The 3,135-nt window shown below is 48.9% G+C and carries 3 protein-coding genes; all 3 read right to left on the reverse strand.

Going from position 1 to position 3,135, the window contains the following annotated elements; translation table 11 throughout:
* Positions 1-112: 112 nt before the first annotated feature.
* The 3 genes from ACYPZI_RS15680 to ACYPZI_RS15690 all read right to left on the reverse strand — a co-directional run bounded on the left by ACYPZI_RS15680 (position 113) and on the right by ACYPZI_RS15690 (position 2,979).
* A complete protein-coding gene (locus tag ACYPZI_RS15680) occupies positions 113-304 on the reverse strand; it encodes a hypothetical protein (protein WP_459603271.1) in 192 nt (63 codons plus the stop codon).
* 11 nt (positions 305-315) lie between these two features.
* The gene (locus tag ACYPZI_RS15685; protein ID WP_459603273.1) at positions 316-648 is read right to left on the reverse strand and encodes a hypothetical protein; all 333 of its coding nucleotides are present in this window, start codon (positions 646-648) and stop codon (positions 316-318) included.
* A gap of 192 nt (positions 649-840) precedes the next feature.
* Positions 841-2,979, reverse strand: coding sequence for a type IA DNA topoisomerase (locus tag ACYPZI_RS15690; RefSeq protein WP_459603275.1), 2,139 nt, complete (start codon positions 2,977-2,979; stop codon positions 841-843).
* Between the last annotated feature and the right edge of the window lie 156 nt (positions 2,980-3,135).

Here is a 3,135-nt window from a genome sequence, read left to right on the forward strand (position 1 = left end):
CTCACAATCGTTATTTATCATCTCTCAAAGAACGCATTGCCAAATTCTGGCGACTATTTTCATCGGCGGACAGGCCGAATGAATTCATTAAAAATATTTGTGTAATTAATTTTTAGATATTATATAAAAAAATATTTGTGAATATTTTTTTAAGAGAACCGCAGCCGCTGCCGCTCCTTTCAGGCATACCGGTTTTGATTCCGGGAGTTTCTTTTACAGGAACTCTTTGCTGCGGGACGGACATACCGGCATTTATACCGTCAGCCGTGATATTATATACCTGTACATTCTTCTGTGCTTCCATATTTCCTATAATCAGATGATAATGAAACGGATGATGGCAATAAGGATAGCCAGCGCTACCAGGAAGCACACCACTTTGTATATGAAGCGGAAAATACCGGGAAAGAGGACAATGAGTATTGCCGCCCATACCGGGGATACGCCGTGGCGGTATAAATAGCTGAAGCCCAATAAGGCTATGATAAGGACGGCGCCAGCCTTTATCCATTTCTTTGCTGAAGGAAAATTGTTATTTGCATTCATATCTGTTCTTTTTTTATGGGAACTCCTTGTTGTTCCCGGTTCAGGGGCAGGCAAAGCGCAGTGTCCCCACAGGCAAGGCTTTTCGTAAAAATACCGGAGCATAGCGAGGATGATTTTTGCGAAAACCCTTCGGGGCCCGGCCTTGCCTGTGGATAAGGACACGAAGCTACATTTGCCAATGAACCGGGATAACAAGGAGTCTTTTTTCTTCCTTCACTTTTTTACCTTGGCAGCTATAAAAAAAGCACAGTTCAATACGCCCTGTGCTTTTTACCTGTTCCAAAACCGTTCTGCTTACATTTTCTTTTTACGGCTGCACCCGGACGGCTTCACAGCCTTTTTCCGGTCGTTTTTTTCAGTTTTGGGGAAGGAAAAGGTGATGTCGTACTTTTGGTCGAAAACCAGCCTGGCATCGAACGTATCTCCCTTTTTGCCCTTAAAACCCCTGATCAGCTTTGTCGATCCGGTGGATAGCAGCTCCCGGATATGGCTGTCTGAAAGTTCCCTGTTCAGGCATTTCCTGTATATAAGCAAGCCGCATTTTTCGTTGCCGCACTTAGCCTGCCTTGCATGCAGGGTTACTTTTCCTGTCCCGCATTTGGGACAGGGTATCGCATTATCTGACTGCTCCGGGAATCTCAGCGACAACACCTCTGCGGTTATCCGGCGGGTATAGGCCTCTATCGCTTCCATAAAGGTCCCGGGTGACCCGTCCTTCGTTTCCATATCCGCGAGCGCCTTTTCCCATTCCCCTGTCATTTCCGCATCCGCTATCCGCATATCTTTTACGGCATCATAGATAAAGAGCCCTTTTTGGGTAGGCAGCAGCAATTTGCCGGAGCGTTCGAGGTATTCCCTTTTGAACAGCGTTTCTATGATTGCCGCGCGGGTTGCCGGAGTACCCAATCCCTGCCCTTTCATCGCTTCACGGAGCGCCTCGTCGGAAATGTTTTTTCCCGCGGTCTCCATCGCTGCCAGCAAGGAGGCTTCCGTATATAGCGGCTTAGGCATCGTTTTTTTCCGGGCAAGGCTATACCCGCCTGCCTTCGCGTTTTCGCCCTCTTCGAATTCAGCGGGATTTTCATCCGCGTCCTTTTCGTCTTCTTCCTTGTCCTCCGGGTAATTGAATACGTTCCGCCATCCGCGGGAAAGTACCTTTTGGGAACGGGAACGGAAGAGCAAGCCTTCGAAAGATGCTTCGATAAGGAACGATTCTTTTTCGCACTTTGGGGCAAAAGCTTCCAGCATCCGTCCGGCAATCATGTGGTACACATTCTTTTCTACCGCGGATAATTCCCGCGGGTACTCCCCGGTTATGATAAGCGCATGGTGGTCGGTTATTTTCTTGTCATCGACGGATCTTGTTTCGGGGCGAAGCAGATTTATTCCTCCCTCAAAATGCCTGAACCTGTCCATACGCAAAACCATGCGTAATAAGGAAGGTATTTCCCGGAACACATCCTCCGGTATATAACGGGAAGATGTTCTCGGGTACGAAACAAGCTTCTTCTCATACAGGCTTTGGGCTGTCTCCAGCGTCTTTTCCGCGGAGAGGCCGAGGTGAATGTTGCAATCCTTTTGCAGCGCCGTCAGGTCATATAACAGGGGTTGCGCCTGGCAGACCGTTTTGCGCTCCACTTTTGTAATCAGTGCCGGCGGGCAGGCTTTCAGGCAGGCAAACAGTTTCTCCGCCTCTTCTTTCTCTTTGAAGTCCTCTGTATAACAGAACCGGCGGCGGGCGTCCGCTTTTTCGAGCGTGACATGCAGCTGCCAATAGTCCGAGGGGATGAAGTTCCTGTTTTCCCTGTAACGGGCGCATATCATGGCGAGCGTAGGCGTCTGTACCCTGCCCAGTGAATTGTTTCCCGTCCCCGAAGAAACGGCAAGCGCCATACTTGCGTTTAATCCGATAAGCCAGTCGGCTTTCGCCCTGCAATCGGCCGCCATATATAAGGCGTCATAGTCGCTGCCTGCCTTGAGGCTTGCCATTCCTTTGGTTATGGCTTCATCGGTGAGCGAAGAGATCCACAGGCGTTTGAAGGGTTTGGTACATCCCAGGTAGCGGTATATGTACCGGAAGATCAAACATCCTTCACGGCCTGCATCCTTAGCTGCAATAATGCTGTCGCACCGGTCGAATACCTTGCCGATGACACCCAGTTGTTTTGCCGCGGCTTTGTCGGTAACCATCCCTTTGTCTGTCTTTTTGTGGCGGATAACCAGTCGGAACGGGTCCGGCAGGACGGGAAGGCTGGCGGCGGACGTCCTCGAATGCCCGTAGTGTCCGGGAAGGGCGAGCGAAACAAGGTGTCCCAGGGCCCATGTAACCATATACCCGTTTCCGCTCATGTAGCCGTCATGTTTTTCGTTTGCCCCGGCTATACGGGCAATATCCATGCCTACAGAAGGCTTTTCTGTCAATATTGCGATCATAAATTGATTTGTTAATAAGTTTAATGCTGTGTAAGCATTCGGTCAGATGCATCTTTTTTGAGATATTCATAGTCTTTACCTTTGCATAATCAGGAGTTAACAAACATTTAACGAGCAATCAGTTTATGCAAAATGGATTCAGAGTATAAAAAAACC

It is taken from the genome of Dysgonomonas reticulitermitis (genome assembly GCF_054601275.1).

Coding starts and splice junctions, on each gene's coding strand:
- ACYPZI_RS15680 (WP_459603271.1), bottom strand. CDS start 304: ATGGAAGCACAGAAGAATGTACAGGTATATAATATCACGGCTGACGGT.
- ACYPZI_RS15685 (WP_459603273.1), bottom strand. CDS start 648: ATGCTCCGGTATTTTTACGAAAAGCCTTGCCTGTGGGGACACTGCGCT.
- ACYPZI_RS15690 (WP_459603275.1), bottom strand. CDS start 2,979: ATGATCGCAATATTGACAGAAAAGCCTTCTGTAGGCATGGATATTGCC.